Source organism: Tateyamaria sp., assembly GCF_059783535.1.
Window position 1 is genome coordinate 1 of the sequence record NZ_JBYNDP010000026.1, and the last position, 25451, is coordinate 25451.

Here is a 25451-nt window from a genome sequence, read left to right on the forward strand (position 1 = left end):
GCACCAGCACGGGGGTATTGGGCGCGATGGCGTTCAGTTCGGCCACGGTGGGCAGTCGCTTTTCCTTGAACTGATGTTCGGAGAAGCCACCCACCACGCGCACGAACTGACCCTCCGGCGTCCGGGCCACCTGTTCGCGCAGGCGGTGTAGCCCTTCTTCCAGACTGTCGACGTCGTCCCAGCGAACCTCGTAGGTGTAGTTGACGCCGCCGCGGATCGAATGGGTATGGCTGTCGTTCAGGCCGGGGATCAACCTGCGGCCTTGTGCGTCGATGACGGTCGTGAACGCGCCGCGAAAACGAGCGACATCTTGCTCAGATCCCACTGCCACGAACACGCCGTCACGTGCGGCAAGTGCGGTGGCTTCGGGGCGGTCCGGATCTAGCGTCGTGATGCGGGCATTTGTGACAATCAGTTCTGCAGGTGCTTCGTCCGTCTGCGCGGCAGTACCGCTTGCAGCAGCAGCGCCTAGGGCGGCGGACGCGGAGAGAAATCCGCGGCGGTTGAGGGAAAAGCGGCGCGCGGGGCGCGCGGGTGTCGTTTTGGCAACATCGGTCATGGCGGGCTCCTTTTGGCGTTTGGTTGCCGTTAAAATGGGGATGCAGGGCCGACCCGCTACGTGGCATTTAGCGACTGCGGCGTTCGGCATCTGCGAACGCCGCAGTTGAAGCTTATCGGTCGCAACATATGTTGACCGAACCAACACAGGAGCACCCCGCGATGCTATCTTTGCCTGAGCTTGCCGCTTTTCGGGCAGTTGTAGAGGCAGGCGGTGTCGCCGCCGCAGCGCGACGGCTTGGGCTCAGCAGAGCCGTGGTATCCAAACGCGTGTCAGACCTTGAGGCGCAGCTGAAAGCCAACCTCTTCGTCCGTTCGACCAAGCGTATGACACCAACGGAGGCTGCAGACCTGCTCTACCCTCGCGCCAAAGCACTCCTTGCCGCGGCAGAGGATGCCGTCGATGCGCTGCGCACGCCTCAAACGGGTTTTGCGGGATCTTTGCGGGTAGCGCTGCCCGTCGACGCAGCCGAGGTATTCTTGTGGGCGCCGATCCTGGATTTCGCCGCCAAACACCCTGACTTGCGAATATCACTGGACCACGACGACCGATTAGCCGATCTTACCGCCGGTGGTCATGATGTCGCGGTGCGCATAGGGCGGCTTCCCGACAGCAGCCTGAAGGCGCGTCGGCTGGGTGACAGCCCCCGCGTTTTGTGTGCTGCACCGGGATATCTAAATGAGCGGGGTCATCCGAAGGCACCGGAAGACCTTGGCGCCCATAACGTCATCCACTATTCCAACGCGCCCGCCTCGCAGATCTGGCGGTTTCTCCCGGCAGATGGTGGCGCGCCTGTATCAGTTCAGGTGGCGCCGCGTATCACGTGCAACAACGGTGCGATGATGCGCGCGGCAGCCGAAGCAGGACTTGGCCTGACGGTACTGCCAAAGTTCCTTGTGGACGAAGCGCTCGACGCTGGTCGACTCGTTGCCGCGGACATGCCTTGGGAACCTGAGCCCGACGGCGTGTTCGCAGTGATGGCGCAGACGAGTCAGGCCTCGCCGAAGCTGCGCGCCTTTGTCGAGCATCTCGTCATCTGGATGCAGCGATAGCGAAAAGCAAAAAAGGCGGCCGCAGGCCGCGGTCGCCTCTTTTCAAGTTAGTGTGCAGGATCAGTTGCTGGGCTGTGCAAAGAAGCTTTGCAGAACCGAGGCGTAGGCCGGTGCAACATCCGAATAGGCTTCGGCCATGATCGCGGTGTTATCTTCGTCCCAGGTGTCATGCACTTGGCTCAAAACTGCGAACGTACTTTCCACGGTCACGCCAGCCTGTTGCAGTCGCGCAATGGTGGTCTGGCTCGCCAGGTCGCTGTAGTCGCCTGAGGCATCAATTACAGCGATCACGTTGTATCCTTCAGCTGCCATGTCGATCGCCGGAAAGGCGACGCACACGCTGGTCAGGATGCCGGAGATCACGATGGTGTTCCGGCCCGTGGCCTCGACCGCCTCACGAATGCGCGCGTCGTCCCAGGCATTGATGGGGCCTGCGCGGTCGATCACTGTTGCGGACGGTGCGTTGTCCACGACCTCCGGAATGAGTGGACCGTTTGGGCCTTCGGGCACAGACGTCGAGGCGATGACGGGGATGTCGAAGAATTCCGCTACCTTTGCCTTGGCCGACACGTTGGCGCGCAATTGCGTCTGTTCGATGTCCTCGACGATCTGCATCAGGCCTGCCTGGTGGTCGAGCATCAGGAATACGGCGTCGTCACGGTCGATGAGCCGCTGTGCGTTTTCGGTGACCGGCACGGCCTGTGCCAGAGCGGCAGTGGTCGTCACGGCCAATGCTGCGGCTGCAGCCAGAGCCCGTGTCGAACCGGCGAGAGTTTTTGCAAAATTAGTCATTGTTTCGTCCTTTCTTGCGAGGGAGCAGTGCGCCCCGTGACAGGACTTCAAATACTGACGCGCTGGAAATTCAGTAGGCGCAGATCGACGAACACGGTGTTTGTTGGTTGTGCCGTTACTCAAAGCGGGTGCGCATGGCCTACGGGTTGCACGCCGCTTGCGCAGGACCGACTGCGGAGGGGTGGCAATCGGCTTCAGTCGGACGCGCCATACAGCGTCTGACCCACGCCAAACCGCTCGTTGATAGAGGAGCGGAGTTCAGGTCAGGAAAGCGCCATTCCGGGCTTTCCAAAGACCTTCGAGCCTAACCGGGACACATGACAGTTTGTCGCCACCGGAACGCGGCTGTGAGCGGCAAATTGTGGTGCCGGCGCCCAGAATATCTCACATGCATGAGACCTGTTCAGGCGCCGACACTGCAATCGTGATGCTTTCCCTGAGTCAAAAACCATCCGACCGTCGCGACCCAGGTGATACTAGAGGTGCTCAAGCCTTGATCATCACAAAGTCAAACGGCGCGCGCCACTGGGTGTCACCGCTTGCCGGCTCAAAAGGAGCAATGAGAGATTCCTTCACCCCAAACACGGAATCCGAGCTGAGCCACTCATCCTCGCCATCAAAGATGTGCGTGACGATCTTTTCATAGCCTGGTGCCGTGACGAGGAAATGCAGATGCGCCGGGCGGTTCGGGTGCCGCCCTAGGGCCGCCAGCATTTTTCCGACCGGTCCGTCGTCAGGGATCGGATAAGACACGGGCTTGATCCCGACAAAGCTGTAAGCGCCATCAGCCCCCGTGATGAACCGACCCCGGTTGTTGAACTTGGGCTGAATGTCGGGTTGTTGCACGTCGTAATACCCATCGGCATTGTCCGACCAGACATCGACGGTAGCCCCTTTGATCGGGTTGCCGTCCCTGTCAACAACGCGCCCTTCGAACAGGCAGGGCTCGCCCTTGCCGTCGAGGCAGATATTGTCCCCCATCTGCCGGATTGGTGCATCAGCCACATGGAAAGGGCCAAAGACCGTGTTCTCGGTCGCACCCGAAGGACGGCGATTGTTGATGGCATCCACCAACATCGAAACGCCGAGCGTATCCGACAAAAGGATGAACTCCTGACGCTCGGGTGAACAGATCTGGCCTGTCCGTGTCAGGAAATCGATCGCGAGATTCCATTCCTCTGGCTTCAATTCAATGTCCTTGGCGAAGGCGTGCAGATGCCGCACCAATGATCCCATGACCTCCGCTAGGCGCGGGTCGATGTTGTCGCCCATGCGCGCGTTGACAGCTTCGGCAGAGCCTTCTTCACTAAAGTAGCCTTCCTTGGTCATCTTCGCCTCCTCTCTAGCGCGCCAAAATGGCGGTGAGTGCGCGTTTCAGTTCCGCTTCCGGATCGTCGGCCATGTCCTCGACACGCCAGGATACGTGTTGGTCGGGGCGGATCAGCAGGCATCCCGTATCGCCGATCTCGCTTGCGCGGGCCCAGTCGCCCGTGTGGTCGACATAGATCTGGCGCGGGCCGATCACATGCACGCGCAGCGGCACGCCCATCTCCGCACTGATCTCTTCCGCCGCCTTGCACCATGCCTCGCCCCCGATGCCCGTCAAAACGGTGAACAACCCGCGCCCGCATAGATCGAGTGTGGACACCTTTTCGCCGGTGTCGTGGTGGAACACCCAAACATGCGGAATGCGCGCCCCGGGCCAGGTGGTGGGCTGGTAGTGCAATTCGGCATCAAGTTCGAAGGCGGGCTCCATCTGGCCATCGGTCAGGACCGCATTGGATTTGTAGCGTTGGTTCATTTCGACGCCATGCGCGTCAAACTCATACTTCTTAAATGCGATGGCCTCGCGAATCGTTTCCCGTTGCTTGGCTGCATCCGATCCGGCATTGCAACGGGCGTCCATGTTGGCCTTGATGACCACGTGGTCGGTGCCACCGGTCATACCCAGGCTCTCGAAGATCGGACCAAACTCACCGATGGACTGGTTTGCACGGGTCACGATCTGTTTTGCCACCGGCGCGCGTTCGACGCTGTAGCTGTCGAGAAGCGCCTCTCCAGCCTCACCCTTGATCACGGCGGCCAGTTTCCAAGCTAGGTTGAACCCATCCTGAATTGAGGTGTTTGACCCAAGCCCATTCGACGGCGGATGGCGATGTGCGGCGTCGCCCATAATGAACACGCGGTCCTTTTGCATATGGGTCGCGTACATGTTGTTCACGGTCCATGTGTTGGCGCTGAGCAACTCAATCTCGAGCTCCGGATCACCAACCAGCTGCCGCGCCACTTGCGTTGCCATGGCCTCATCCACCACAGGCGGTTCTTCGTTGATGTCGTAGCCCCAGACAATCAGCCATTCGTTCCACGGACGGACCATGCGCACCAAGCCCATACCGATGCCGCCAACGTCTGATCCGGGCTGCATGACCCAATAGAGCACCGAGGGACGGTGCGCGACGTATTTGGACAGGTCTGCACGGAACACAATGTTCATCGAACCACCCACGCCCATCTGTCCTTCGAAGGGCAGTCCGCAATGTTCCGCCACTTTGGAACTCCCGCCATCTGCACCGATCAAGTATTTTGAGCGGATTTGGTATTCTCGCCCGGACAAACAGTCCCGGCACGTTGTGGTCACACCTGCGTCGTCCTGCTCGTGGCTGATGTATTCGGTGCTCATCCGCGCCTGGGTCCCACGCTTACAAGCGGTGCCAAACAGGATCGGCTCCATGAAGGTCTGTGGCAGGTCGTTCATCATTGTCGGGCTCGACAACAGATGTTCGGCCTTGGACAAGGGATGATTGCCCCAGCTTTTCATGCGGCCAATCTCTTCGCCCGCAAGGCTTTCGCAGAAGACATTTTCGCCCATCAGCTCTTGATGCGCGGCATGCAGATAGGCCTCGTCCTCGACCTCGTGCCCAAGGTCACGCAGCACCTCCATCGTCCGCTGGTTGGTGATGTGGGCGCGTGGCGTATTGGCCAGCCAGCGGTAGCGGTTGATGGCCACGTTCTCGATCCCGTAGGAAGATAAAAGCGCTGCGGTCGCTGACCCCGCGGGCCCGGTTCCAATGATCAGAACGTCTGTCTCAATCTCAGCCATGAATTTTTCCTCCGGAAGTCTTGGATTGTCTCAATGTTTGGGTGTGTCGTGTGTGCCGCCGCTCAGACGCCGGCGGACGGGGAAGAGTTGAATACCGGTCTTGTCGGTGATCAGGCCCCACAGGCCACGTGGGGCGACCAGCATCACCAGGATGCCGATGATCCCGAGAGTGAAGAGGTACCAACTGCCGTAATCCGCCAAAAGCGACTGCAGCAAAAAAAAGACGATCACCCCGATGATCGGCCCTTCGATGGTGCCGATGCCACCGATGATGACGATGAAGAGCACATAGGCTGTCCAGTCGGTGACGCTAAAAGCCGCGTCCGGACTGATCCGCGCCTTTTGCACATAAATCAAAGCGCCTGCGAGGCCGGTGCCGAAGGCTGACGCCAGGAACACGAACCATTTCATGCGACCTGCATCCACGCCCACGGATTTCGCAGCCTCGGGGTTGTCGCGCACCGCGGACAGAGCAAGGCCGGGTTTGGACCGCAAGAGTGTGTAGATCGCCGCGATTGAGGCGGCAGCGAGCGCGAGTGCCAGCCAATAGGTCAGGATGTCTCGGGCTGCCGAATTGCGGACATCGAACAATTCGGCAATCCACTCGGTCGCCCACATCTCGCGGGTGGCGGCTCTGGGCAGCGAGGTGCCCGTACCGCCGCCCAACGACTGCACTTGCGCCATGATCAGGCGCATCACCTCGGCGATCACCCAGGTGCCGATGGCGAAGTACGGCCCCTGCAGGCGGAAGGCGAAAAAGGCGGTTGGGACGGCCACGATCAAGGCAGCAACGCCGCCCAGAAGGATCGCAGGGATCGGGTCCAGCCCTGCGAGGATCACCCCGCCGAACATGGCGTAAGCGCCCATGCCCACGAAAGCCTGCTGGCCGATGGACACCATACCGCCGTAGCCCGCCAACAGATTCCAGAACTGTGCCAGCACGAGCATTGTCAGGACAAAGAAGAAATCCTGGATCAATCCACGTCCCGCAAAGAAGGGTAAGAGGACAAGCACGACCAGCAAAGCCACGGCAACCACCGCTGTGATCTGCGAAGCTTTCGTTCGCGTCGTAACGATGTAGGTTGGGATGTGCGGTTTCATATTCATTAGTCAAAAGCCCTTGGAAAGAGGCCGCGGGGACGCAGCAAAAGCACAACCAGGAAAGCGACGTGGCCTGCCAAGATCTGCCATTCGGGATTGATCGCAGCGCCGATGGTCTGAGCGAGACCAATGATGATCCCCCCCGCCAGCGTGCCCCAAAGACTGCCAAGCCCGCCGATGATCACCGCTTGGAAAGCATAGATCAGACGTGCCGGCCCGATGTTCGGGTCAAAGTTGGAGCGCATTCCGAGATAGAGCGCGGCAAGCGTCACAACAAGCATCGCGATGGCGGTGGCTTTGGCAAAGATATTGCCGGGGCGAATGCCCATCAGGCTCGCCGTGATCGGATCATCGGATGTGGCGCGGAAGGCCCGACCAAGCTCGGTGCGGTAGAAGAGCTGGTTTAACCCCACGATCACAGCGACGGCCGACCCGAACGTCAGGAGCGGTAGAACACCAACCGTCAGCGCCCCAAGATCGAGTGAAGCCGTCGAAATCGCCCCGGTGGGCAAACGCTGGCTGTCGGCGCTGAACCCTTCCAGCAGTGCGTTTTGCAGTGCGATCGACAGGCCGAATGTCACCAAAAGCGGCGGCAGGATATCCGTGCCGAGCGTCCTGTTTAGCAGATGCTTCTGAAGGCCCCAGCCGATCAGGTACATAACGGGGGCGGCGATGGCTGCGGCCACAAAAGGCGATAGCCCTAGCAACGTGACCAGCAGAAGGATCAGATATGCGGCCATGACAATCAGATCGCCATGCGCCAGGTTCACCAGCCGCATAACTCCAAAAACAAGGCTGAGCCCGGCGGCAAAGAGTGCATAGAGCCCTCCCAAAAGGATGCCCTGAACAAGTGTATCGACCCAGATCATGCGCTCACTCCGAAGTACGCGGCGTGGATGTCGTCACGGCCGAGGCTGTCGGGTGTACCGTCGAGGGTGACCCGACCCTCCATCATGCAATAGACGCGATCGGCAACTTTCATGGCTTGGCCAATGTCCTGCTCAACCACGATCAAGCTGGCGCCGCTGGCCTGGATCTTGGGAACGGCCGCGTAGATGTCTTTGATCACCACCGGGGCGAGGCCCAGACTGATCTCATCACACAGCAGCACCTTGGGGTTCGACATCAGCGCCCTGCCGATGGCCACCATTTGCTGCTGACCGCCCGAAAGCGCAGTGCCCGGATTGGTGCGCCGCTCAGCCAGGATCGGGAACAGGTCGTAGATCGCCTCGAGGGTCCAATACCCGTCGACCTTGCGACCATAGGTGCCAATGAGCAGGTTTTCCTCAACACTCAGCGACGGGAACAGCCGCCGCCCTTCGGGCACCATCGCCAACCCCAGGGGAAGGATCTCGTCTGCGCTGAGACCGCCAATCGGCTGACCGTTCAGCGTGATCATCTCGGGGCTGTTTTGCAAAACGCCCGAGATTGAACGCATTAGAGTGGTCTTTCCTGCCCCGTTGGCACCGATAATGGCGATTGTCTCGCCCTCGTTCAAAGCGATGTCGACACCGAACAACGCCTGGAAGTCGCCATAATGGGCCGTCAGCCCCTTGGTCATCAAAAGGCTCATACGTCGATCCCCAGGTAAATCTCGCGCACGTCTTGACGGTTCATGATCTCGTCAGGTGCGCCAATGCCGATGATCTTGCCGAAGTCGAGCACCAGCAGGCGCTCCACCACGCTGGTCAGCGCATGAAGGACGTGCTCGATCCAGATGATCGTCACACCGCGCGCATGGACCGACTTGATCGTGTCAATCAGCGCCACGCATTCTGCATCGGTCAGCCCACCGGCGATTTCGTCGAGCAACAGCAGCTTGGGGTCGGTCGCGAGCGCGCGTGCCATTTCCAACCGTTTGCGTTGCAACAGCGAAAGGCCGGCAGCGGGCGAATTGGCAACCGGCATCAGCTCGGTCTGATTGAGGACTTCAGCGCAGGCCTGTTCGACCGCTGCTTGATTGGTGTTGCGACCATGCATTGCCGCGACAAGCAGGTTTTCGAACACTGTGAGGTTGTCGAACGGCTGCGGGATTTGAAACGACCGTCCGACACCGGCAAAGCAGCGTTGCATCGCAGGAACCTTGGTGACGTCCTGGCCTTCAAAGGCAATCGCCCCTGCATCTGCAGTCAGGTTCCCTGTAATCAGGTTGAACAGGGTCGATTTTCCAGCACCGTTTGGCCCAATGATCCCAAGCGCCTGTCCTTCGGGCACCGCAAAGCTGACGTCATCGGTCACTTTCAGCTGGCCGAAGGTCTTAGAGACGTTTTTTAGTTCAAGAATGGACATAGCTATTCCTTGACCAGTGCCTTTCGGTCATCCGGACAGTGAGAGGGGGAGAGGGCCGTGCCAGCAGGCACTGACCCAGTGTTTCAGGCGGTGATTTCTTCCATAACACCACCGGTTGGGATGTCCGGTTGGTCGGAATTATCCACGATCACAAGGTCATAGCCACCACCATCGCGCAGCCGCCACTGGCCTCCCACAAGCGGTGTCTTTGCAACATTGGCTGCAGCAAAGGGCGGCAAGCCCGCGCCGTCAAAAGCGATCCGGCCCACCAAACTGTCGAGTTGGGTTGCTGCAATCGCTTCGGACACGGCATCGGGGTCACCGCTGTCAGAGACGCGACCCATGACATTGGCAGCCATCTCAAAGAGCGCATGCACAAAACCAATTGGTTGCGTCCATTGCCGCCCGGTTGCGGCGGTGAACGCGGCAGCAACTTCGGCCGCGCTTTCCCCCGTCACAGAGGAGGTGAAGGGGTGCGACGGTGACCACCACACCTCGGAACTCAGGTTGTGGCCCGTACCCCCAAGCGCTTCGACGGATTGCGGGAAAAGGATAGCCTTGCCGATTGACGCCGCCTTGGGCGTAAAGCCCTGCTGTTTGGCTTGCGTCCAGAACGTGGTGAAGTCGGGCGGGATCGGAACGCCAGTCACAATCTCTACGTTATTCGAGCGGAATGCATTGATCTGAGCTGAAAAGTCATCCGTGAGGTTCTGGTAACGCCCTGGATCGGTCAGCCCGAACCCCTGGTCGGTCAGCACCGGAGGAAAGCCCACGTTTGGATCACCCCAGGCATTGCCATCCCCATCATTGGGGAAAAGCCCGCCAACCTGCTTGTTCGTCGACAGTTGGTTCCACATGGCCGTAAAGACCGAAATCACATCTTCCAGCCCCCAGAAGAAGTGGTAGCTGTAGTAGAACCGTTCCCACGATCCGGGATCACCGGGATTGCCCTGTTGTCCAATGAAGTAGGGCTGCCAGGGGGCCACGGTCGAGATGCAAGGCACCTCTTCGGCCTCGCAGGTTGTGGCGACCGGGTTCGTCGTCTCGGGGGTGGAGGCAACTAGCATCAGGTCGACGCCATCATCGATGATCAATTCGCTCGCAACATCCGCCGCGCGGTTCGAGTTGGATTGGCTGTCTTTGACGATGACCTCAAAGTTCGCACCGGCCTCGGACCCGGCAAAGGCATCCAGAATGAATTGGTCCGCTTCCGAGAAGGCCGCCAACGGCCCTGATTGCGGGCTGACATAGCCAATCTTGATACGCGCGCCTTGGGCGATGGCGGGAGCCGCCAGGCCGTTGGCGGCGAGTGTGAGGCCTGCAGCGCTTGAGGTTTTCAGCAGGTTTCGACGTGTAATCATGGTTGGTCCTCCCAAATGATTGTTTTGATTTAAGGCTGTGGCGGTGTGCCCTCCCAGGCACGGCCAAGCAGCGCTCGGATCCCTGCTTTGGTGATCTCCCGCGGGTTCCAGTAGGGGTTTTGTGTCGCCAGATCGGCCACGCGGTCGAGGTCGGCTTCCTCAACGCCAAGGTCTTTCAGGGCAGTCGGCGCATCCAGTGATTTTGCGAAATCCCACAGCGAGCGCGCGGGGTCCTCGGCACCAAAGAGGTCTGCAACAGGGGCAAGCTCTGCAGCAGCCGCTGGTTGGTTATATGCGGTGGCATGTGGCAGTACGATGGCGTGCGTTTCCGCATGCGGCAGGTTGAATGACCCGCCGAGCGTGTGGCACAGCTTGTGATGCAATGCCATGCCCACCCGGCCCAGCACGGTTCCGCAGGCCCAGGCCCCTTCCTGTGTGGCCTGGCGGGCCGTCAGGTTCCCGGGGTTTTCCATAACGGCTGGCAGAGATGCCTGGAATGCGGCAATCCCTTCGAGTGCAAGCTGCGTCGCTGTCTCCGCCCGGTCTTTGGCATAGAGAGCCTCAACCGCGTGGGCCATTGCATTCAACGCGCTGGTGATGGTCATAGCGGCGGGCAACGTCGCCACAAGCTCCGCATCATAAAGCACGATGTCCGGGCGCAGCTTCGGATCGCTCATCGTTGTCTTCACACCGTTTTCGGTTTGTCCGAGGATCGGCGTGCACTCACTGCCCGCATAAGTCGTCGGCAAGGCGATGTGCCCAACATCCGAATGCAAGACCAGTGCCTTGCCCAACCCAATGGTTGAGCCGCCACCAACAGACAGAACACTATCCGCCTTGACGTCCCGCAAATGCGCCAACGCCTCTTCGGTCACGTCTGTTGGCGTATGCATTGTCGCCTTGGAGAACACCCCAGCCGCCGATGCGCCCAACGTCTCGGCGAGCTCCAAACCCAGATCGCTTTGCTGGGGCGTGGTCAGTATCAACGGGCGTTCGTATCCGGAAGCACGGACGCGGTCCGAGACATCCCGGCGCAGGCCCGCGCCAAACGCAACCGTCTGATCTGTAGCGAACTGAGATATGTCCAACACGAAAATGCCTCCATCCATTGGGATGCAATCTGACGCGCAAAAACGAACAACTTGATCGAATTTTAGTACAGCAATATAACATTAAGTAATGAAGATTGATCCGCGACATCTCGAAATGCTCTTTGCCATCGTTGAAAAGGGTAGCCTCAGCGAAGGCGCCGAGATGCTTGGGAAGTCGCAACCAAGCCTCAGCCGATCGCTTGCGGCACTCGAACAGCGGATCGATACCCCCCTGTTCGAGAAAGACCGGCGCCCCTTGCGAGCGACTGAACTGGGTCTCGTGCTGGCGTCAGAAGGCCGCAAGATTTACGAGGCGGGCCGCACAAGCTCGCGGGTACTGACGCAGTACCGGGACGGTAAATCCGGTGCGGTGCATGTGGGCGGCACGCCATTCTTCTTTGACGGAGTGATTTCTGGAATGCTGGCCGGGTTTCAGTTTGAACGCCCCGATGTGCGGATTGATCAGGTGTACGGGTACATGAGTGAGCTCATCCCGAAACTGCGCGACGGCTCACTGGATCTGGCCGTCTTGCCGATGCGCGTTTCGTCGATCCCTGATGATATCGACTTCCATGAGATCCTGCCTGGGCGCAATGTCATCGCCTGCCGCGCCGGGCATCCACTTGTGCGGCGTGGATCGGTCAAGCTGTCCGACATCGGACAGTACCCATGGATCGCACCACCTGCAGGCAGCCCCCTCTATCAGGACCTTCGCACCGTCCTGCAAGAGATTGGCATCAAGGATTTCAAGGTGAGTTTCACGGGCGGGTCGCTTAGTGCCACGGTAAACATCCTGACTGGGTCAGACGCCCTCACCGTTTTGCCGTTTTCAGTGGTTTTTATGATGCGCAACCAGCATTCGGTGGGCGCGTTATCGATCAAGATTGGCGACCCTGACCGGCATTTGGGCGTGTTGAAGCTACGAGGCCAAAAGCTGAAGCCCGCGGCACAGAAGGTCTACAATCACGTCCGCCACGAATTTGATGTGCTGTCGTCGAGCATCACGCGTGTTAGTCAGGACACGGTTTGGCGGCCCTAATTGGTCAGGAAAGGACGGGCTGGTTCATCGCGCCAACCCGCTTGGCGCGTGGAGGCTTGCTTGAGCCCGCTGCGATGCATCGCAACGTGTGGTGGCCATCCAAGAATTCCTCTGGAAGCGTCTGACTGACCACGCTTGCGTCAGCAGCATCCCGTGCTGGAACAAGCAGCAGTGATGATTGACCCACTGCTTCAAATACCGACGCAGCAGGGTGAGCCGGTGCATCGACAACCGCAAAGCGCCATGCCTCTCGCCACAACTGTTCCATGACGGCTTCAAGATGAGCAGCCGTTGAAGCGCGGATATACTGAATTCGAGAACCAGACTCGCTGCCGCACGCCAGCCACCTTGCCCACTTGTGAAGAAGGCTTTCGTCAGTGGGAAACCCGCGGCCCCGCAGTTTCGATGGTACTTGTTCTTGTAACGGAACAGCGTGACCAGCGTCGATTAAGGCAACACTGTACCCGACCGCCGCCAGCCCATGAGCAAGCGCAGCGGAGCCAGTCGTTCGGCCGATACCGCCTTTGAAGCCTATCAGAGTGATCGTGTGTAGCGTAACCGTCATATTGCCTCGCAGTGCATATTGCAGTCCTCGCTATGTCGTTTCCGAGATACGAGGAGAGCGCGAACTGCGCGCTAATCCTCAGGGTATGGAACAACCTCCCGCCCAAGGTCGCGTCATGGGATGTGCTTTGACCTGCCCCGGGCACAACTTCGGCGATGAACGGCGGCCACCATTTCTGGAGTTCAAACGGCGATTTACGTGTGGCGCTGACTGGCTTGCAGTTGAGGTCTTCAGGCGAGGGAATGTCGACAAAGGTTTTGCTCATGGGTTGAATGTATCTTAAAACCGGTAGAGTTAAAACCAACAAACGGCACGCTGCTGTTTGTGAAAAGAACGCCAAAAAGTGAACTACGAGATGTGCTTGCCCGGAACCTGCGGCTTTTCCGTGCCGAACGTGGCTGGTCGCAGGAACGTCTTGCGCACGAGGCTGGTCTGAACCGGACCTATCTGAGTGCTGTGGAGCGCTCTGAGCAAAATATATCAGTCGATAATATAGCACGTTTGGCGACGGCTATGGAAGTGGACGCTTGGACCCTCCTCAAACTGGACACGTAAGTAGGTTCACCGGCCCTGCCGGTTTTTCTCTTCTACGGCCTTACGAATGAGGGTTTGCCCGATCAATTGGAACAACAACTAAGAATTCGGCAGCAGGAAGGCATGATCGAGCCATAGCAAGTCGGCCGGGAAGCGGACCTTCGCTGCATCTGCATGCATCACCGAACTTCGGAAGAGAACCGGACATTGGCGGGGACGGCTCCAAGTCCTGAGCTTTAAGGCGCGGTCTGCAGGCGACGTAGAACCAGTGTCTCGCGAGGTGGTAAGAAAGCTCCCATTTCGGCGAATTGGTCTGCCTTTCAGATCGAAGAACTACACCGACCGAAGGGCAAGTCGACGCGGGAAGAGTGGTCACCATCGAAACAGTACCGTCCGTCAGCTCTATCGAAGAGCTGAGATCATGGCCTCGACAGCCACCTTGGTGGTAGCCGTTCCCCCTAGATCTGCAGTGCGTGTGTCTTCGTTAGCGAGCGTTCTTGCCATTGCATCAACGACTGCGTTGGCGGCGCTGACCTCTCCGAGGTGCTCCAACATCATGGCACCCGCCCAAACGGCTGCAGCCGGATTCGCAATGCCTTTGCCGGCAATGTCGGGAGCGGACCCGTGGACCGGTTCAAACATCGACGGTCCGGTGCGCGCCGGATTGAGGTTTGCAGACGGCGCGATACCAATGGAACCCGCGACGGCGGGGCCAAGATCGGACAAGATATCACCAAAGAGGTTTGAGGCCACAACCACATCAAAGCGGTCGGGATTGAGCACAAAATGCGCAACCAGAATATCAATGTGATACACAGACGTGTCGATGCCCGGATGCCGTTCCTTTGCAGCATCGAAACGTTCGTCCCAAAACGGCATGCTGTGAACGATCCCGTTGGATTTGGTGGCCGATGTCACGTGCTTGCGCCGCGATTTGGCGATGTCAAAAGCCACCTGCATGATGCGGTCTGTTCCGTGGCGGGTGAACGTGGCGATCTGGCTCGCGGCCTCCTGTGGGGTGCCTTCGTAGATCCGCCCGCCCATCTTTGAATACTCTCCTTCTACGTTTTCACGCACCACGACAAAATCGATGTCCTCGGGCGTGCGGTCGGCAAGCGGGCATTTCACACCCTCAAACAGTTTGACGGGCCGCACATTGGCGTAAAGGTCCAACTCCCGGCGAAGCGGGATCAGCAGCCCCCAAAGCGACACATGATCTGGCACCGACGGCCAGCCCACCGCACCCAGATAGATCGCATCAAATGCCCTGACCTGATCAAGGCCGTCGTCCGGCATCATCTGGCCGGTTTTGGCGAAACGCTCGCACGACCAGTCGAATTCTGTCCACTCAAGATTAAACCCGAACCTGCGGGCCGCCACTTCCAGCACTTCCTGACCGGCTTCGATGACTTCCGTACCGATCCCGTCACCGGGAATGATTGCAATGCGATAGCTTTGTGCGCTCATGGGGCAGATCCCTCCAAGAAAAATGCTGTTAATTCGGCCTGAACAAGGTCTGGGCACTCTTCCGCCAGATAATGCCCCCCGGGCAAGGCGTGTCCACGCACGTCAACCGCACGTTCGCGCCAAAGCGCAAGGCAGTCAAAACAACGTTCAATCACACCGTTTTGCCCCCACAGCGCCAGCATAGGCATCGGTAATTTCAGATCCCCATCCGCATCGTCATGGGCAATGTCGATGGTCCCGGCGGCGCGATAGTCCTCGCACATAGCGTGGACTGTGGCAGGGGTCCTAATGGCATCCAGATAGGCGTTCCATGCATCTTCCGTGAAAGGCGCAAGTTCCGCCGAACCGTGTCCGCATTTGTACGTCAAAAAGGCTTCGGGATCGGCCCCGATCATATTCTCTGGTAGCGGCGCCGGCAGCGTTAGCCAGAACCAGTGCCAATAGGCGCGGGCGAATGCTTCGGTCGTGTTGCGATACATCTCGCGGGTGGGTGCAATGTCCAGAACCGCAAGCTTGCGCACTTTCGAAGAGTGATCCGCCGCTATCCGGTGGGACACCCGCGCACCTCGATCATGACCGCACAAGAAGAAACTATCATGGCCTAGTTCGGACATCACCTGTACCATATCTACTGCCATTTCGCGTTTTGAATATGGCGCATGATCGGCCGTCGTAGGCGGCTTGGACGACCCACCATAGCCACGCAGATCAGCCGCAACGATGGTAAAATCCCGGGCCAGTACCGGGGCAACCTTGTGCCACATCACATGGGTCTGCGGGTACCCGTGAAGCAGCAAAAGTGCGGGCCCACTGCCGCCGGTAACGCCTGCGATTTCTGCGCCATCGGTCTTTATCTTGAAAGGGGTGAAGCCGTCGAACATATGTCCAATTGCGGTGGAACTTATCATTTTGTCCAAACGTTTTTATTAAGAAGAAACGCTTATCAATTCATGTGAATCTGGCATGCAGTCCAGAAAATTAGCCACAGCCGCCAGGCGATCATTCCGCCGCCACGCCACGTGAACATCGACCATGGGGCCACCGCCTTCCAAGGGTAGATAAACCACATCCGGACGTTGGAACTGACTGACCCAGTGGGGCACAAGCGAAATACCCAAACCTGCGGCCACCATCGCGATGATCATGTGGCGCTCGTTCGCTTCTTGCAGGATTTTGGGGCTCAGGCCGGCTTCAGCGAAGTGGTTCTGGATCACGTCAAACAGTATGGGTCGGTGGGATCGCGCCGGGATCACAAGGGGCTCTGACTCGACCGCCTCCAAGGGGACACGTTCCAATTGGGCCGCCGGATGATCCGCAGGAAGGGCCACAACAACCGGTTCGCTGAAGACAAACCGATGGTCCAGAAAATCCTCTTTCGGGGGAACCCTGACGAAGGCAATATCCAACGATCTATTAGCCAAACCATGCAATGCGGGGGCTGAGAGCAGCTCAAACACCTTCACCTCGATGGCCTTGTGATTGCGGCGAAAGGCGCGGATGACTTGCGGCAGGATGCCTGCCGTCGCGCTGTCCACCCCGCCGATTTTCAAAAGATCGCCCCCGTCACCGCCAACCGCCCGCGCCGCGGCTTCTGCCGCATCCGCCTGCGCGATGGTGGCACGGGCTTCGGGCAGAAATACCTCTCCCGCGCGGGTTAGGCTAACGCTGCGGGTTGTACGTTCGAACAGTTTGACCCCAAGACGATTCTCCAACCCACGCACTTGGGCCGACAATGCTGGCTGCGCCATGTGCAGCCTCTCGGATGCACGACCAAAATGCAGCTCATCGGCGACGGCCAGAAAAATCCGAAGCTGTTTCAGTTCCAAGTGAGACCCCGCTGCGATGAGGTGAGAAGAATTATTTATAAGTGAAACGATCTTAATCGGATTGGCAAGTTCATACTACCGTCCAAAGCCAGTGTTGCTGAACCGGCCACTGAACTTGGGAGGAAAGACATGATTAAAATACTGACGACTGCACTCGGAGCGATGACTATCGCATTCAGTGCCACGGCGCTTGCCGCCGACGATTATCCAGACCGCGCTGTCGATTACATCATTCCCTACAACCCGGGCGGCGAGTCCGATGTGACGGCCCGTTTCCAGGAGAAGTACTGGAATCAGGTGACCGGACAGGATGTGGTGATTTCATACAAGCCCGGCGCGGGGGGGGCGACGGCCTGGTCCCAGCTGGGCGGCTTTGATGCGGACGGCTACACCATCATGAACGTCAATTTCCCACATGCCATTTTGCAGCCTTCGATCCGTGATGTTGGCTATCAGACCGAAGATGTGACGCCAGTGTATGTGTTCCACTACACGCCTGATGCGATCGTAGTTCGGGCAGACAGTCCTTATGAGTCCCTGCAAGACCTCATCGACTTCGCCAACGAGAACCCGGGCGCGCTGACCTTTGGTGGGTCTGGCACGAACTCGGCCAACCATCTTGCCGCTGTGCGCTTTGGCGATATGGCCGATGTGACCGTAACCTATGTGCCATTCGGTGGGTCCGCCCCTGCGATGGCAGCAATGTTGGGAGGGCAGATCGGCGCTGGCATTACCTACACCACGCAGGGTGTCAAAGCGGGCGATCAAGTACGTGTGTTGGCCATCGCCACCGAGGAACGGCTGAACATCTATCCTGATGTACCGACGTTCAAAGAGCTAGGATTTGACTACGTTGCAGGCGCTTACCGCGGTGTCACAGTTCCAGCCGGAACACCGGATGAGACCCGAGCAGCGTTGTCGGACATCATTGCTCAGATCAACAGCCTGCCCGACTTTCAGACCGAGATGGAGGCGAACGGCTACGTGTTGGTCGATGTCCCCAACTCCGAAATGGGCGACTGGATTGCAGCGCGTCAGTCTGACTACGCAGCGGGAATTGAAATCCTGCAAAGCAACTGAACTTGACCAATCGGACAAAGTGCCATGATCGACGCTCTAATTACGGCCTTATCTTTTGAGAACCTGCTCCTTGCCTTCCTGGGTGTTTTGGGCGGAACGATCATCGGCGCTTTGCCCGGCCTTTCGGCGACCATGGCGGTCGCCGTTTTGGTGCCTTTTACCTTCACGATGGACCCAAGTTCCGGGCTGATCGTTTTGGGCGCGATCTACACCGGCGCGATCTATGGCGGCGCCTATTCCGCCATTCTGGTGAACACCCCGGGCACCCCTGCGGCGATTGCCACCTCGATGGATGGCTTTCCTATGGCCAAGCGTGGGGATGGGGATCTTGCGGTCACAATCTCCTGTTTAGGCTCCGTTGCGGGTGGCATGATTGGGGCTCTGGCGCTGTTGTTTCTCGCCCCTCCGCTGTCGCAGATTGCGCTGTCCTTTGGCCCCGTTGAATACTTCTGGCTTGCGATCTTCGGGCTCTCTTTGATTGCCACCTTGTCGCGCGGCGCAACTTTGCTGGGCCTCATAGGCGGCGCTATTGGCCTGCTGTTGTCCTGCGTCGGGTCAGCGGTGGTGGGTGGAGATCTGCGCTACACGTTTGGTCAGACGTCACTGCTGGGTGGCATTCCGGTGATTCCAGCCCTTATCGGTCTCTATTGTGTGCCGGTTCTGATCGACATGGTCATCCGACCCGAGGCGCATCTCGAACGACGTACGGAACAGGTGCGTGGCTTCCGCTTGGTCGAAGCGATTGGCCTAATGTTCCGGTCCAAATTCAACGTGATCCGATCTGCCGTGATCGGCACAGCCGTGGGTATCATACCGGCTGCGGGTGGTTCGGTCGCGGGGCTTGTTGCCTATTCCGAGGCCCGCCGCACATCAAAGAACCCCGAGACCTTCGGAAAAGGTGCCCATGATGGCGTGATCGCATCCGAAGCCTCCAATTCCGCGACTGTCGGGGGCGGGTTCATCCCTACCTTGGTTCTCGGCATCCCGGGCACCCCGCCCGATGCGATCATCCTTGGGGCGTTGTTGGTGCAAGGCATCCGCACTGGACCGCAATTGTTTACCCAACAGGCCGATATTGTTTTCACGTTCACATTTGGCTTGCTCATTGCGACGTTACTGATGCTGCCAACCGGGCTCATCGTTGGTCGCTATGCCTATCGGCTGATCGTCTCGATTCCCAAAACGGCGCTGGCCCCGGCCATCGCGTTTCTGACCATCGTCGGGTCGTTCGCCATCGAAGCCAACACGTTTCACGTCCTTGTCATGGTGTCCCTGGGCATCGTCGGTTGGCTCTTGGCCCGCGTCGGGCTGGAAGCCTCACCCATTGTCCTTGGCCTGATCCTTGGCCCCATCGCAGAGGCCGGCTTTGTCCAAGGCTGGCTGATCGGCGGGGCGCAGGGCGACCGGCTGGGTATGTTCTTTGGCCAACCTATTTCGCTGGCCATTATGGCTATGACCGCAATCACCCTCGCGTCATCCGGCCTGTTCAAACGCAAAACCAGAATGGAGCAACCACAATGACAATGGTCGTCGTACACTGGCGTCCGCTGTTTGTTGCAGCATTGGCCGTCGCATTGGGTGTGCTTGCAATCGCACAAACGGGCCAGATGTCCGAATTGGGTCGTGTCTTTCCGATGACAGCGAGCCTCGTGGCGGTAGCTGCGGGTCTGGGCGTCGTGGCGCAAGTGGTATTGAGCCGCGAATACCCCAGCGCCGAGGCCGGAGAGACAGACTACGTCCGCGCAGGCCTTCTTGCCTTGACGTTGCTGGGTTGGGCTTTAGCGCTTGGTCCCCTTGGCTTCATGCCGACGTCAACTGTGGCCATTGTCGTCGTCGCCATGATCGCCCGGCGCGAACCTATGTCACGGGCATCAATCCTGTATCATTCCGTCGCTGGCGTGGTTCTGGTGGTTGGGCTGTCGCTTTTACTGAGTGAAGTGCTGAATGTGCGGTTGCCCTAGAGCCGCAACGAAATTCTGATTGATCAACGAGCCACGAGGCTCACTTTGCCGTTTCGACGATCCCAGTCGAGCGCAGCCGATCCATGTCGGCGTCGTCAAAACCCAACCCAATGAGGATGGAGGACGTATCCGAGCCCAAAGCGCGCGGCGCAGTATCGTCCATCTCCCCCTCAATTGTGAACGGCAATCCAGGAAACCCGGCAGGCCCGCGGGTCGCAAAGCGCCGATCCACCGCTGGCGGTAGATTGAGCGCCTCAGCCAGTCCGCGCAGCCGGGAACAGGGAACACCGGCGGCTAGCAGGATTTCTTCCCATTGAGCCGCAGACCTCGACCGCAAAACCGCGGACAGGTCTTCCACCAATGCTGAACGGTTCTCGTCGCGGGCGGTCGGGGCGGCAAAGCGAGGGTCGGTCAACCAATGCGACTGGCCAGTCGCCCGAGCAAGCGCTTGGAACTGCACCTCTTCGTTGACCCCAAGACTGAGGTGTCCGTCCAGGCAAGCGAAAGTCCCCGCAGACGGCGACCGACTGTTCGCTGCATTTCCCCGTGGTTTGGGTTCCGTCCCTGTAATCTGGAAGTCGGTGATGGTGGACGACATAAGCGCGAAGGCGGTCTCCAGCATCGATACATCCACAAAGCTGCCCTGACCGGTCTGCCCGCGAGTCATCAACGCAGACATCACACCCAAGGCCCCGGCCAGCCCGGTGGCATAATCAATGATCGGGGCACCGGTCCGGATCGGCCCCGTTTGGGTCGTGCCTGTCAGGGCCATCAACCCACTGATCGCCTGAATGTTGACGTCATAAGCGGGGGCATTCGCCATCCCATTGCCGCGCCCATATCCCGTCATCGCACAGTGGATCAGACGCGGGTTGATCGAACGCGTGTGTTGTTCTGTGAGTGTCAGCCGTTCAAGCGTCGATGGGCGATGGTTCTCGACGAGCACATCCGCAGAACGGATCAACCGTTCAAACACGTCGCGGCCGTCGTCGGTCTCCAGATCCACGGCGATACACTGCTTGCCCGCCGCTTGCGTTTGGAAGGCCGTGCTCATCCCGCCCGAGGCATGGTCCGTGTCACTTCCGCCCCTGTGGCGCATCGCGTCGCCGCGACCCGGTCGCTCAACCTTGATGACCTCCGCACCCAATTGGCCAAGGTAATAGGCGCAGGCCGGTCCGGCCAGAACATGCGTCCAGTCAATGACCCGGATGCCTTTGAGCGGTGCGTCCATCATGCGCTCTCCAGTGCAACGGCGCGGGACTGCTTTTTTAAGCTCCGCAACCGCGCCAACATCGCAGCAATGCCGATCAGAAGGAACGCCAGCGCGATTGGCCGGGTCACGAAAATCATCAACCCGTGGTCGCTCAAGAGAAGAGCTTGCCGAAATGCCTCCTCCGCACCACCCGCCAAGACAAATGAAATCACAAATGCCGCAGGGTTGAACTGCAGCTTGCGCATCGCCCATCCGGCAAAGCCTGCTGCTACCATGACGTAAACATCAAACAAGTTTCCGCGCGACGTATAGGCCGCAACAAACGAAGTCAGAAAGATGATCGGATAAAGAACCTGCGTCGGAATGCGCGTGATGAACCGTCCGACAAAGGCCGCACCGTAATACCCGACTACGCCATACATCGCGATACCAATCAGACCGCAGGCGAACAGGGCAAAAACCAGATCCCGACTGGTCAGAAACATCGTCGGACCGATCTGAATCCCGTGGATCAGGAAGACCCCGATCAGGATCGCGCCAATGGTTGATCCGGGAATGCCGAGCGTCAGCAAGGGTGCCATCGACGGCCCGCTGACCGCATTGTTGGCAGCCTCCGGTGCGGCGATCCCCTCCAGCGCGCCTTTACCCCAGTCATCGGGGTTCTTCGCACGGCGTTTGCCTTCGCCGTAAGCCACGAACGCAGCGATGGCGGACCCCAGGCCAGGCAATATTCCAATGAAAGACCCGATTAAGGAAGAGCGTATGACATGTGGCAAGCACGGTTTGTATTCCGCCCAGCTCAGCCCATTGCGTGCCGCGTCACCGTCATCGGTGGGTACCAATTCTGCTTTGCCGCCCGGGTTCTCGATCTGAGTGAAAACCTCGCCCAGAACAAAGATGCCAATCATCAGCGGCACCAGCGAGATACCATTGGTCAGATCAAAACTGCCGAAGGTGAATCGCTCGGTCGAGCTGATCGGATCAAGGCCTATCATAGCCACAAGGATGCCGAGTGCCGCAGATGCCAGCCCGCGCGTCACCGATTTGCCGATCACTGATCCGATGACGATGAAGGCCGCGAAATAGACCGCGAACAATTCGGGTGGACCAAGCTTCAGCGCTACAGCCGCGATCCACGCCACGCCAATGATCAATAGGATCTCGCCGGTGAAGTCCCCAATCACCGAAGAGACTGTCGCTACCTTCATCGCCTTTCCGGCCTTGCCATGTCGTGCCAGCGGATAGCCGTCCAATTGAGTTGCAGCAGACGCGGCGGTACCGGGCGTGTTAAACAAGATCGCGGCGATGGATCCACCATAGCGGCCCGATTTCCCGATCACATAGAGAAACGCCAGCGCGGGCAAGGGCTCCATATAGTACGTAAGCGGCAGCAGCATCGCAATCGCGGCAGAGGCCGTCAGGCCTGGAATGGCCCCAACGATCATGCCGACGATGGCCGCCAAAAAGACCCAGCCCAACAGGATGGGGTCGCTCAAGGCTGTGACAAGGCCAGCGAAGATGTCCATCGCTCAGTACCCTCCGATCACGTCAAGCAGATCGAACCAGCGGCCCAGCGGTGGAAAAACTCCCAACAGACCAAAGAAGATACCGTGATAAACGGCCGGGCAAAGGACCGCCGCCGTCGCCAGACCAATCGGGTTGCGAACACCGAAGATGTAAAGGGCGAGCGGCGCTGCCAAGGCCGTGCTGATCAGATATCCAAAGACTGAGATCGACCACACGTAGACCACTGACAGCACTAGAAGGGCCGCAATTGCCGGAAGGGACCGCCTGCCGATGGTGGGCGCGGGCTTTGCGCCCCACAGCTCGGCAAATCCCAAAAGCAGCAGCGCAGCGGACCCACCTAGCGGGAAGTACCGCGCACCCCACCGTCCGTATTGATCCAGCCCGATCCCAAAGCTCGTGAGCATGGCGCCAATCCCAAGCAGGATCAGCGTCACGCCAACGGCCCGTGAGGCGGAAGCAGCCTTTGACGACATTGAGCCTTATCCTTCGGACCTCAATGCATTGATCACAGGCTGGGTCTCTTCCTGCATCTGTCGCAACAGGGCGGTCGTGTCCGCGCCATTCAAGAAGGCCGGAACGTTGCCCCGCTCGCGCATCAAGTCCGCAAACTGTTGTGTTTCGGTGATTGCTTTCAATGCAGCTTCCATCCCACCGATGATCTCAGGGTCCGTTCCCTTTGGAGCAAAGAACACTATGGGCGAGGAAACAGCAACATAGTCGAACCCAAGTTCTGCCAGGGTCGGCACGTCGTCGCGGATGGCATCGCGTTCCGGTGCGGCCAGAGCCAGCACCCTCAATTCATTCTCGAACCCAGCGGCCTGTTGGATACCCACAAAAGCGAAATCAACCTGTTCGCCGATGACCGCGGCGCGGGTCGGGCCACCGCCCTTGAACGGTACGTCCTGCGCTTCAAGACCGTTGCGGTTCAGGAAGCTTTGGCCGGCAACCTGGTGGAACCCGCCGCGTCCATTGTGAGCCCACCGCAATGCGCCGGGATTGGCTCGCGCCGCGTCAACCAGATCCTGCACACTTTGGAACGGGCTGTTTGCCGGAACAATCACAGCCGGGGTCAAGTTTCCGATCTGGGCGATAATTTCAAAGCTGTCGAACGGGTTCACATCCGTTTCGCGCAGCATCGAGGTCAGCAGGAACGACCCAGAAGAGGTCACCATCATCGTATTGCCATCTGGCCGCGCTGCGGCGGCTTCAGTCGCACCGGCAATTCCAGACGATCCCGGCTTGTTCACGATGACAATCGGCACCGGAAGAATGCCATCGGCCGAGGCAGCGGCGGCACGGGCCAAGGCATCAGTGCCGCCACCTGCCGAATATGGCAGGATTGCATTGATTGGGCGCCGTGGCACCCATTCCGCCAGCGCCGGGCCCGCAGCCAGTAGGGCAGAAGCTGACAGGCCCGTCTTGATGAAGTTGCGTCTTTTCATGATGTCCTCCCACAGACGTCGACACCCGTCTTCGCGGCGTCGTTCAAGTTCTCGCTGGAACTTAGCAAAGGGCTCAGCATATAAAAAACGCAATTAACGGATCTATGAATCGAAAAAGTCGAACAATGAACATACGGTCCTTGCGCATCTTCGTGTACGTCATGGAAGAGGGCACCCTCGCACGTGCTGCTGATCGCATGCATCTCAGCCAATCAGCCGCGAGCCGGCAACTCGGACTGCTAGAAGAGGAGTTTGATATCAGTCTGTTCAGCCGCGATCAGAAGCGTCTGATCCCGACGACTCAGGCCGAAGTCTTCTATCCGGAAGCGCTGAGTTTGCTCGCCCAGATTGATGACCTACCTGCCGTTTTTGGTCAGATCAAAAAGGACGTGCGCAGTCCGCTTCGTATTGTGTCCCAGACTCGGATTGCGAATGGTCTTGTGCTTCCGGCAATCGCGGAATTCGCCGAGACTAACCCCGACCAACCAGTCAAGTTGGAAATCATGTTGCGGCGGGACCTCGGACGCCGGATCATGAACCAACGCTTTGATATGTGTGTTTCGGCCCTGCCGTTGCCCGTAGAAAAGCTAGACCCGATACGGCTGGGGGCCACTGCGCTTTGCATTGCGCTGGCGCGCGCGCACCCACTGGCAAAGCGCAGCTGCCTCGGATCGGAAGACTTGCGCGGTGTCCCCTACATCGCGCTTGATGACTCGACGGTGCTACGCCGACTCATTGATCGGAATGTCGCAGGACTGGACATGCCAGCTTATGAGGTATCTGTGGGTACAGCGGCCTATCGGCTGGTCCATCAGGGTCTTGGTTTCGCGTTCGCCGATCCGATATCGATTGATCCTGAACTGGTGGATGGGATCACCTTGATCCCATGGAAGCAGGAACTCCTCATCGAATTCGGTTACTTCGTCGCAGAGCGACAGGTGGCAGAGCAATCCGCGCATGCTTTTGGCGAAATTCTGAAGCGGCATTTCACCTATAAATCCGGTGAAGTTAAGAAACCGCGAATCTAAGGGGTGCTGTCGATTCTGGTCGTCCTGCCTGTTGCCGAAAGCGCTCATTGGACCTGTAGAGGCTATCGGCTGCGCAGTTCGCGGACTGTGAGCTTGGCCAGGTCTGAAATTTTTGGTCTAGCGAAAGGTGGCAATGCAGACTGCGGATGCAGCATCCGAGCGGTGTCTTGAGAGTCCGCTAAGGGCCATCTTCGAAGAGCCTTCAGCTGAGCCAATGTCAATGCTACCCAGGCGCTGACGGCAGGAGTTAGCTCAAAATCAAAGAAGCTTCGGAAGTGAAGAGGGTCTTCACTGCGGCGTTGGTTCCATTAAACAAACCACCGGACTTTGAGTTGATTGCCTTACTTGCCCAACAATTGGCGGCAATTTTTACTAGCCGAGTGTGCTTAGTTTGCCTTTGGCCGTCGAACGTCACCACGCAGAA

The 25451-nt window shown here is 58.9% G+C and carries 25 protein-coding genes; 7 read left to right on the top strand and 18 right to left on the bottom strand.

The genetic code is table 11. The annotated features are described in order from the left end of the window. Positions 1-559: amidohydrolase family protein (locus tag AC6RA8_RS07505; RefSeq protein ID WP_500351684.1), on the bottom strand; the 559-nt coding region annotated here is incomplete at its 3' end. Positions 560-720: 161 nt separating this feature from the next. Here AC6RA8_RS07505 and AC6RA8_RS07510 point away from each other — a divergent pair. Continuing rightward, complete coding sequence (locus AC6RA8_RS07510; RefSeq protein WP_500351685.1) at positions 721-1611, top strand: substrate binding domain-containing protein; 891 nt, start codon at positions 721-723, stop codon at positions 1609-1611. Between the two features lie 60 nt (positions 1612-1671). Here the strand turns inward: AC6RA8_RS07510 and AC6RA8_RS07515 are convergent, their stop codons facing one another. From AC6RA8_RS07515 to AC6RA8_RS07555, 9 genes are all read right to left on the bottom strand, one after another. After that, a complete protein-coding gene (locus AC6RA8_RS07515; RefSeq protein WP_500351687.1) occupies positions 1672-2403 on the bottom strand; it encodes an isochorismatase family protein in 732 nt (243 codons plus the stop codon). Positions 2404-2889: 486 nt separating this feature from the next. Further along, positions 2890-3732, bottom strand: a complete 843-nt coding sequence (locus tag AC6RA8_RS07520; RefSeq protein ID WP_500351689.1) for an intradiol ring-cleavage dioxygenase — start codon at positions 3730-3732, stop codon at positions 2890-2892. Between the two features lie 13 nt (positions 3733-3745). Continuing rightward, a complete protein-coding gene (locus AC6RA8_RS07525) occupies positions 3746-5503 on the bottom strand; it encodes an FAD-dependent oxidoreductase (RefSeq protein WP_500351690.1) in 1758 nt (585 codons plus the stop codon). Between the two features lie 30 nt (positions 5504-5533). Further along, positions 5534-6604 (bottom strand): branched-chain amino acid ABC transporter permease, encoded by a 1071-nt coding sequence (locus tag AC6RA8_RS07530; protein ID WP_500351692.1) that lies wholly within the window; start codon positions 6602-6604, stop codon positions 5534-5536. Between the two features lie 5 nt (positions 6605-6609). Further along, positions 6610-7473 (bottom strand): branched-chain amino acid ABC transporter permease, encoded by an 864-nt coding sequence (locus tag AC6RA8_RS07535; protein WP_500351693.1) that lies wholly within the window; start codon positions 7471-7473, stop codon positions 6610-6612. After that, entirely contained in the window at positions 7470-8177 is a 708-nt protein-coding gene (locus AC6RA8_RS07540; RefSeq protein ID WP_500351695.1) for an ABC transporter ATP-binding protein, read from the bottom strand. Before AC6RA8_RS07540 ends, AC6RA8_RS07535 begins: the two co-directional genes overlap by 4 nt. Next, positions 8174-8893 carry an ABC transporter ATP-binding protein gene (locus AC6RA8_RS07545; RefSeq protein ID WP_500351696.1) on the bottom strand — a complete coding sequence of 240 codons (720 nt, stop codon included), beginning with the start codon at positions 8891-8893 and terminating at the stop codon, positions 8174-8176. The genes AC6RA8_RS07540 and AC6RA8_RS07545 overlap by 4 nt, the downstream gene beginning before the upstream one ends. Positions 8894-8976: 83 nt before the next feature. Then, positions 8977-10254 (bottom strand): ABC transporter substrate-binding protein, encoded by a 1278-nt coding sequence (locus AC6RA8_RS07550; RefSeq protein WP_500351698.1) that lies wholly within the window; start codon positions 10252-10254, stop codon positions 8977-8979. A 29-nt stretch (positions 10255-10283) separates the two neighbouring features. Beyond that, complete coding sequence (locus AC6RA8_RS07555) at positions 10284-11345, bottom strand: maleylacetate reductase (protein WP_500351700.1); 1062 nt, start codon at positions 11343-11345, stop codon at positions 10284-10286. 88 nt (positions 11346-11433) lie between these two features. Between AC6RA8_RS07555 and AC6RA8_RS07560 the strand changes: the two genes are divergently transcribed. Further along, positions 11434-12384: a LysR family transcriptional regulator gene (locus AC6RA8_RS07560; RefSeq protein WP_500351702.1), complete on the top strand. Its 951-nt coding sequence runs from the start codon at positions 11434-11436 to the stop codon at positions 12382-12384. A 4-nt stretch (positions 12385-12388) separates the two neighbouring features. Here AC6RA8_RS07560 and AC6RA8_RS07565 read toward each other — a convergent pair whose 3' ends face one another. Then, positions 12389-12949, bottom strand: coding sequence for a nucleotide-binding protein (locus tag AC6RA8_RS07565; protein WP_500351704.1), 561 nt, complete (start codon positions 12947-12949; stop codon positions 12389-12391). Positions 12950-13306: 357 nt separating this feature from the next. Here AC6RA8_RS07565 and AC6RA8_RS07570 point away from each other — a divergent pair, with 357 nt between their 5' ends. Further along, positions 13307-13504: a helix-turn-helix domain-containing protein gene (locus AC6RA8_RS07570; RefSeq protein WP_500351705.1), complete on the top strand. Its 198-nt coding sequence runs from the start codon at positions 13307-13309 to the stop codon at positions 13502-13504. A 381-nt stretch (positions 13505-13885) separates the two neighbouring features. Here the strand turns inward: AC6RA8_RS07570 and AC6RA8_RS07575 are convergent, their stop codons facing one another. Genes AC6RA8_RS07575 through AC6RA8_RS07585 form a run of 3 tightly spaced genes read right to left on the bottom strand, consistent with a single transcriptional unit; the run spans position 13886 to position 16776 of the window. Then, positions 13886-14950 carry a tartrate dehydrogenase gene (locus AC6RA8_RS07575; RefSeq protein ID WP_500351706.1) on the bottom strand — a complete coding sequence of 355 codons (1065 nt, stop codon included), beginning with the start codon at positions 14948-14950 and terminating at the stop codon, positions 13886-13888. Further along, entirely contained in the window at positions 14947-15831 is an 885-nt protein-coding gene (locus AC6RA8_RS07580; protein ID WP_500351708.1) for an alpha/beta fold hydrolase, read from the bottom strand. The genes AC6RA8_RS07575 and AC6RA8_RS07580 overlap by 4 nt, the downstream gene beginning before the upstream one ends. 45 nt (positions 15832-15876) lie before the next feature. After that, positions 15877-16776 carry a LysR substrate-binding domain-containing protein gene (locus AC6RA8_RS07585; RefSeq protein WP_500351709.1) on the bottom strand — a complete coding sequence of 300 codons (900 nt, stop codon included), beginning with the start codon at positions 16774-16776 and terminating at the stop codon, positions 15877-15879. A gap of 129 nt (positions 16777-16905) precedes the next feature. Between AC6RA8_RS07585 and AC6RA8_RS07590 the strand changes: the two genes are divergently transcribed. From AC6RA8_RS07590 to AC6RA8_RS07600, 3 genes are read left to right on the top strand one after another with little or no spacing between them, the layout of a single operon-like run. Continuing rightward, positions 16906-17856, top strand: a complete 951-nt coding sequence (locus tag AC6RA8_RS07590; RefSeq protein WP_500351710.1) for a tripartite tricarboxylate transporter substrate binding protein — start codon at positions 16906-16908, stop codon at positions 17854-17856. 24 nt (positions 17857-17880) lie between these two features. Then, positions 17881-19377: a tripartite tricarboxylate transporter permease gene (locus tag AC6RA8_RS07595; RefSeq protein WP_500351711.1), complete on the top strand. Its 1497-nt coding sequence runs from the start codon at positions 17881-17883 to the stop codon at positions 19375-19377. Then, positions 19374-19817, top strand: a complete 444-nt coding sequence (locus AC6RA8_RS07600; protein WP_500351712.1) for a tripartite tricarboxylate transporter TctB family protein — start codon at positions 19374-19376, stop codon at positions 19815-19817. The genes AC6RA8_RS07595 and AC6RA8_RS07600 overlap by 4 nt, the downstream gene beginning before the upstream one ends. Positions 19818-19857: 40 nt before the next feature. Here the strand turns inward: AC6RA8_RS07600 and AC6RA8_RS07605 are convergent, their stop codons facing one another. From AC6RA8_RS07605 to AC6RA8_RS07620, 4 genes are read right to left on the bottom strand one after another with little or no spacing between them, the layout of a single operon-like run. Next, positions 19858-21051, bottom strand: coding sequence for a CaiB/BaiF CoA transferase family protein (locus AC6RA8_RS07605; protein ID WP_500351713.1), 1194 nt, complete (start codon positions 21049-21051; stop codon positions 19858-19860). Next, entirely contained in the window at positions 21048-22556 is a 1509-nt protein-coding gene (locus tag AC6RA8_RS07610; RefSeq protein WP_500351714.1) for a tripartite tricarboxylate transporter permease, read from the bottom strand. The genes AC6RA8_RS07605 and AC6RA8_RS07610 overlap by 4 nt, the downstream gene beginning before the upstream one ends. Before the next feature lie 3 nt (positions 22557-22559). Further along, positions 22560-23030, bottom strand: a complete 471-nt coding sequence (locus tag AC6RA8_RS07615) for a tripartite tricarboxylate transporter TctB family protein (protein WP_500351715.1) — start codon at positions 23028-23030, stop codon at positions 22560-22562. Positions 23031-23036: 6 nt separating this feature from the next. Beyond that, the gene (locus AC6RA8_RS07620; RefSeq protein WP_500351716.1) at positions 23037-23999 is read right to left on the bottom strand and encodes a tripartite tricarboxylate transporter substrate binding protein; all 963 of its coding nucleotides are present in this window, start codon (positions 23997-23999) and stop codon (positions 23037-23039) included. Between the two features lie 140 nt (positions 24000-24139). On the opposite strand from AC6RA8_RS07620, the gene AC6RA8_RS07625 reads away from it, so the two are divergent. After that, a complete protein-coding gene (locus tag AC6RA8_RS07625; RefSeq protein WP_500351717.1) occupies positions 24140-25027 on the top strand; it encodes a LysR family transcriptional regulator in 888 nt (295 codons plus the stop codon). Positions 25028-25451 lie beyond the last annotated feature (424 nt).